At 45.5% G+C, this 4,394-nt stretch carries 7 protein-coding genes; 2 read left to right on the top strand and 5 right to left on the bottom strand.

What is annotated here, in order from left to right; all coding sequences use genetic code 11:
• Positions 1-649, bottom strand: a 649-nt coding sequence (locus tag HUX64_RS02285) for a DUF4158 domain-containing protein (protein ID WP_174624625.1), incomplete at its 3' end; no start/stop codon positions are given.
• A 141-nt stretch (positions 650-790) separates the two neighbouring features.
• Positions 791-1,018 carry a hypothetical protein gene (locus HUX64_RS02280; RefSeq protein WP_246246878.1) on the bottom strand — a complete coding sequence of 76 codons (228 nt, stop codon included), beginning with the start codon at positions 1,016-1,018 and terminating at the stop codon, positions 791-793.
• On the opposite strand from HUX64_RS02280, the gene HUX64_RS02275 reads away from it, so the two are divergent.
• The gene (locus HUX64_RS02275) at positions 1,003-1,275 is read left to right on the top strand and encodes a hypothetical protein (protein ID WP_174624624.1); all 273 of its coding nucleotides are present in this window, start codon (positions 1,003-1,005) and stop codon (positions 1,273-1,275) included. The genes HUX64_RS02280 and HUX64_RS02275 overlap by 16 nt on opposite strands.
• Positions 1,276-1,351: 76 nt before the next feature.
• On the opposite strand, the gene HUX64_RS19525 is transcribed toward HUX64_RS02275, so the two are convergent.
• The 3 genes from HUX64_RS19525 to HUX64_RS02260 all read right to left on the bottom strand — a co-directional run bounded on the left by HUX64_RS19525 (position 1,352) and on the right by HUX64_RS02260 (position 3,037).
• Positions 1,352-1,477 carry an HPP family protein gene (locus tag HUX64_RS19525; protein ID WP_425484239.1) on the bottom strand — a complete coding sequence of 42 codons (126 nt, stop codon included), beginning with the start codon at positions 1,475-1,477 and terminating at the stop codon, positions 1,352-1,354.
• Between the two features lie 145 nt (positions 1,478-1,622).
• Positions 1,623-2,594 carry an FAD-binding oxidoreductase gene (locus HUX64_RS02265; RefSeq protein WP_174624623.1) on the bottom strand — a complete coding sequence of 324 codons (972 nt, stop codon included), beginning with the start codon at positions 2,592-2,594 and terminating at the stop codon, positions 1,623-1,625.
• 74 nt (positions 2,595-2,668) lie between these two features.
• Positions 2,669-3,037, bottom strand: coding sequence for a group I truncated hemoglobin (locus HUX64_RS02260; RefSeq protein WP_174624622.1), 369 nt, complete (start codon positions 3,035-3,037; stop codon positions 2,669-2,671).
• A 205-nt stretch (positions 3,038-3,242) separates the two neighbouring features.
• Between HUX64_RS02260 and HUX64_RS02255 the strand changes: the two genes are divergently transcribed.
• Positions 3,243-3,875 carry a helix-turn-helix transcriptional regulator gene (locus HUX64_RS02255; RefSeq protein ID WP_174624621.1) on the top strand — a complete coding sequence of 211 codons (633 nt, stop codon included), beginning with the start codon at positions 3,243-3,245 and terminating at the stop codon, positions 3,873-3,875.
• Positions 3,876-4,394 lie beyond the last annotated feature (519 nt).

The raw sequence follows: 4,394 nt of genomic DNA, 5'->3' as shown, positions 1-4,394 counted from the left end.
CCGGGGCCATCCACCACCGGTTCTGCAGAGTGATGCCAGATCCATGCGCAAGGATAATTTCCCTGTGCCAGCGGCTGCGTATAGGCTCATCGATGGCGGTATATACCTGGCTTGAGAGTTCTTTTTCATAGAGATTCGTGGCCTCGGCGATCATCGACCGTAGCTGACGCTCGTGCACGATGATCACTTGATGTTGGTACATCCACTGCCTGGCAAAGCGTAATAATCGGTTGCGGTCACCGGTGCTTGCCAGTTCTTGGTAGACTGCATGCAATAAGGCGTGCCATTCATGGTCGCTCGCCCAGCGAAAACCAAGTACTTCGCAAGCGATCTGATGGTGTTCGCGCAAGGTCTGGGCACGGCGGCAGAGAGCTCGAAGCGAGGCCAGCTCGGGTGGAGTAATGGAAAGCTGCGCACCCAAATGCCGCCACAGTTCGGGCGATACCATTCGCAATGCATCGAGTAGCCGACCGCTCATACGCAGGAAACCGATCTGGAGCGCTAATCCCAACCGCAGCTCCGGACGCCGGCGTGTTTCAATCGTTATGAGCTCAGCCTCGCTGAAAGTGAAAAACGCCTCAATCTCGAAAGCAGAGAGCTCCCGAGCGATTTGCTTCAGACCGAGAAACATAGTTTGCCAATTCTTCATACCCCTTCCCAAAAACTGGACAGGATACACACTCCCAAGAAGAATTAGAATTCGATTAAACTATCGGGGCTTAGAATCGCAAGACACCGGAATTACCGGTTAATCCTACCGTGCATTATTGTATTGAAAACAAGAGAACCCCTACTTGAGAAAGATGGCCTGGCCTTGGCTGATGTCGTCGCCGGTAAACAGGCAAATACCTTGCGCATCAAGCACCTGTGCAGGAATCGGCGGAGCGTTGCGGTAGGCCAATGAAGTGATGACGATCAGGCCTGCAAAGCCCAGCACCATCACGATCAATACCGTGCGCAGCCACCAGGGAGACAATGCAGAGTCGACTGAAGTTAAGGGTTGTGCGGCAATACTCATGGTGTTCTCCTTTAATTGCACCTAATGCTATCGTCATTACTAGCCTGGAAACTCTTCTGTGCGAATATTATCGCCGTCAATACTCGCTTTGTTCAGTATTTGCCGCATCGCATTTATCATGGCTGGTGGGCCATCGATGTAATACATGGGAGCATCAAATCATCAATGAATTTCAGGAGCATGGCTTTGCTGATAACCCCGGTTTCTCCATGCCACTCGCGGTTGAACTTTTTCATCTGCGTCATCGTACCGATTAAGGTATAGTTTGGATTTGCACGGCACAAGCCTATGCTAAAGCCGTATCAGTAATTACCTAAGCACTCCATATTCCGACTAAAGTTGATCCAATTGCCCGCCGACCAGTGACCAGGGTGGCGCGAGCGGGCTATGGGAAATGATAAATAATATCACTGCAGACGGCCCCATAGAGGCAACTATAATCGGGTAAGCGGCACTAATGCTGAACTTATGAGTTATCCATGCAATGACTAAAATAGCAATGAAACAGAAACCATGGAAAGAAGCTTGTTTTTGATGCTTAAATTCACCGGATCAAGGTAATAAAATGGAAAAACTGCTTAACCTTCATAATGAGCGTCATCGTTCAGGTAGGGGTAACCAAAAAAGCATCGGCGTAAATATCCGCTGATGCAGCGCCTTTGAGAAAGGTCATTTTTTTCATTTGATTGACCATTTCAGGATGACCGCAGAGAAACACCCGCCAACCTTTTAAATCGGTAAGGGTGGCCAATGCAACTTCGTTGGCACGGCCGTGGCTAAAACCCGCAGGGACATGATTGCTGGATATGCAGGGGATGTAATGAAAATTTTGATGCTGTTCGGCAAGCTGCCGCATCTCATCAATCCGGTAAAGATCCTCAACTTCACGACTGCCATGAAACAGATAAATGGGGCCGGAATGCCCCTGCGCAAGTGCATCGGTCAAAATACCTGCCAGCGGCGCCAGGCCGGTTCCCGTTCCTACCAGAAGTATGCCTTGTTCGCTTTTTTCGGGCAGGTAAAAACAATGCCCGCGTGGTTCGGATACGGCGATGGTATCCCCTGCCTTGATTTCATCATGTAGCCATTCACTAAACCTGCCGCCAGGTAAGCGGCGAATATGAAATTCGAGGGTATTGGATTCTTGCGGGGTATTGGCAATCGAATAGCTGCGCGTTAATCCGTCGGCTCTCTGTAGATTAACAAATTGTCCGGCATTAAATTCGAACGCATCCTTAAAAGCAATGATCAGCAGTAACGTATTCCTGTTGAGCATTTCGTTAACAACGACTGTTCCTTCGGTATAGAATTCCGATTGATCGGGCAGTTTAATGACCATGTCCTGTTCCGGATGACACAGACAGGCAAGAAAATGATTGCGTTTTTTCAGAGTATTCTTTAATCCGGCCTGAGCGGCTTCAGGCGGAACGGTGTCGGGACTGCGCACCATGCAACTATGACAGGTGCCTTTTTTACAGGCATAGGAAATATTAACATTCCCGCGCAATAACGCATCCAGCACTGTTTCATCCGGTTGGCAAGAATAAGTCTTTTCTTCAATCGTTAATTTGTACATGATGCTACCGTTAAAACTTACTCCATAATGTTGGCAAGTCGAAGTAAGACATTATGGAGTAAGGTTAAAATTGTTTATCTGCCTAATACATCATTGCGTGTCGGTTCACAAATGGCCACCACTTCGTTGATGAGCTCTTGTGGGACATTTAACTCTACCAATGTTGCTCCCAAATCTTCTACGACCGCATCGAAATGACTATCATTTAAGCCCATCTTGACCAGGTGCGCATGACCTGTACGCATGTCTTGGCCGGTATAACTGTGCGGGCCGCCAAATGCCATAGTCAAAAAAGCTTTTTGTTTGGCCGCCTGTTTTTCCATGTCAACGTTGTCGAAAAAACGATTGATACGGGGGTCATTCAGGACCTTGCGGTAAAAAATATCAACGGCTGCATTGACTGCTGGTTCGCCGCCTATTCTTTCATAAAGAGTTTTGCTCATTGTTGCTTCCTCATTGTTTTGTGTGTCAGTCGTTATTATTTCTTCAGTAGTTATAGCCAAAATGTAACCCAACAGGATCGACTACAAGAAAATAATAACAAACTAATGCAACTTAAACAATATAAATATGTTATAAGTTATTTTCTATCGAATACAGTGTTTTTATTTTATAAAGTCATAGAGCGAACCAATAAAAGGAGTTTTTATGACTGAGAAGATCAGACCCCGGCAGCATCAAATCTTACGGCTGCTGCTAGAAAATAAAGCAGGGCTAAGTATTGATGAGATTGCCACTGCATTAAATATTTCCCGTAACGCTGTGCAGCAGCATTTTACTGGTTTGGAAAGACAGGGTTATATACAAACTGGTGTTCTCAATAAAACAGCAGGACGTCCGGTGCGTAGCTACGTTTTAACAGAAGCAGGAATTAACAGTTTTCCAAAGCAATATGCCTGGTTTTCTGAACTCATTCTTACGGACCTAAAAAACGAACTCGGTTCCGAAGCTTTTCAGCACTTTCTGCATAAGCTGGGTAGTAAGTGGTCACCAAGTCTGTTGCCTCAATTTGAAGGAAAAGAGACAGATGAGCGGATTGAGGCATTATTGAAAGTGATGGATGGAATGGGATTTAATGTAAGGAACATGACCGCCTCCTGCAGTAGTGAGAGAACTATTGAAGCATGCAATTGCATTTATCATGACCTGGCTCAAAAACATGAAGAAATTTGCGAATTTGATAGAACGCTCATTTCCTCTTTACTGGATAAAGATATTGAGCATGTGGAGTGTATGGCAAAAACAGGCACTGTTTGTAACTTTAAAATCATCAATAAATAACTGAAACATCGTAGCTTTAACCAGGCAAACCCAAGTGGCTTGCTGAACAAAGCAAAAGTATAGGAAGTATTCCACAAGAAAAATATAGGTGATATTATAGCTAATCGCTACTATATTGATTCGAATTCTTTTTCTTGAGAAGCAGTATCATGCAAAAAACAAAAATTTTATTAGTCTTTTTGATCTCAACTCTGGGATACTCAACATCCCATGCACAGGATGAACCTCAACAAAGCACTCACCTTTACATCAGAGACGCATCCATCACCTGCTTACCTACCCCTGACAAACACGATAACGTTGTAACAAGAATCACAGTGTATTCGTTAATAATTGGCGTCTATGCACTTTATTGGTTCAGACGGAAAGCGTAGTGCGTATCAATACTTAATGCGGGGAGTCGCTATTTTTGCGAAAGCTTTTATGAGCATCCCTGCCCAACAAGCGGCAAAAATTACGCGACCGCTCATGCCGGCGGCGGCCCCAGCCGTCCTGCTTCACTCGTTGCATACTCAGCAA

This window comes from Candidatus Methylobacter favarea (assembly GCF_902806695.1).
In the GTDB taxonomy this organism is placed as follows: domain Bacteria; phylum Pseudomonadota; class Gammaproteobacteria; order Methylococcales; family Methylomonadaceae; genus Methylobacter_B; species Methylobacter_B favarea.
Note: the sequence above shows the minus strand (reverse complement) of the source record. Positions and strands in the feature narration are given on the sequence as shown.

Excerpts from the sequence above, each read along its gene's own strand:
- HUX64_RS02280 (WP_246246878.1), bottom strand. The coding sequence starts at position 1,018 with ATGAGTATTGCCGCACAACCCTTAACTTCAGTCGACTCTGCATTGTCT.
- HUX64_RS02265 (WP_174624623.1), bottom strand. The coding sequence starts at position 2,594 with ATGTACAAATTAACGATTGAAGAAAAGACTTATTCTTGCCAACCGGAT.
- HUX64_RS02260 (WP_174624622.1), bottom strand. The coding sequence starts at position 3,037 with ATGAGCAAAACTCTTTATGAAAGAATAGGCGGCGAACCAGCAGTCAAT.
- HUX64_RS02255 (WP_174624621.1), top strand. The coding sequence starts at position 3,243 with ATGACTGAGAAGATCAGACCCCGGCAGCATCAAATCTTACGGCTGCTG.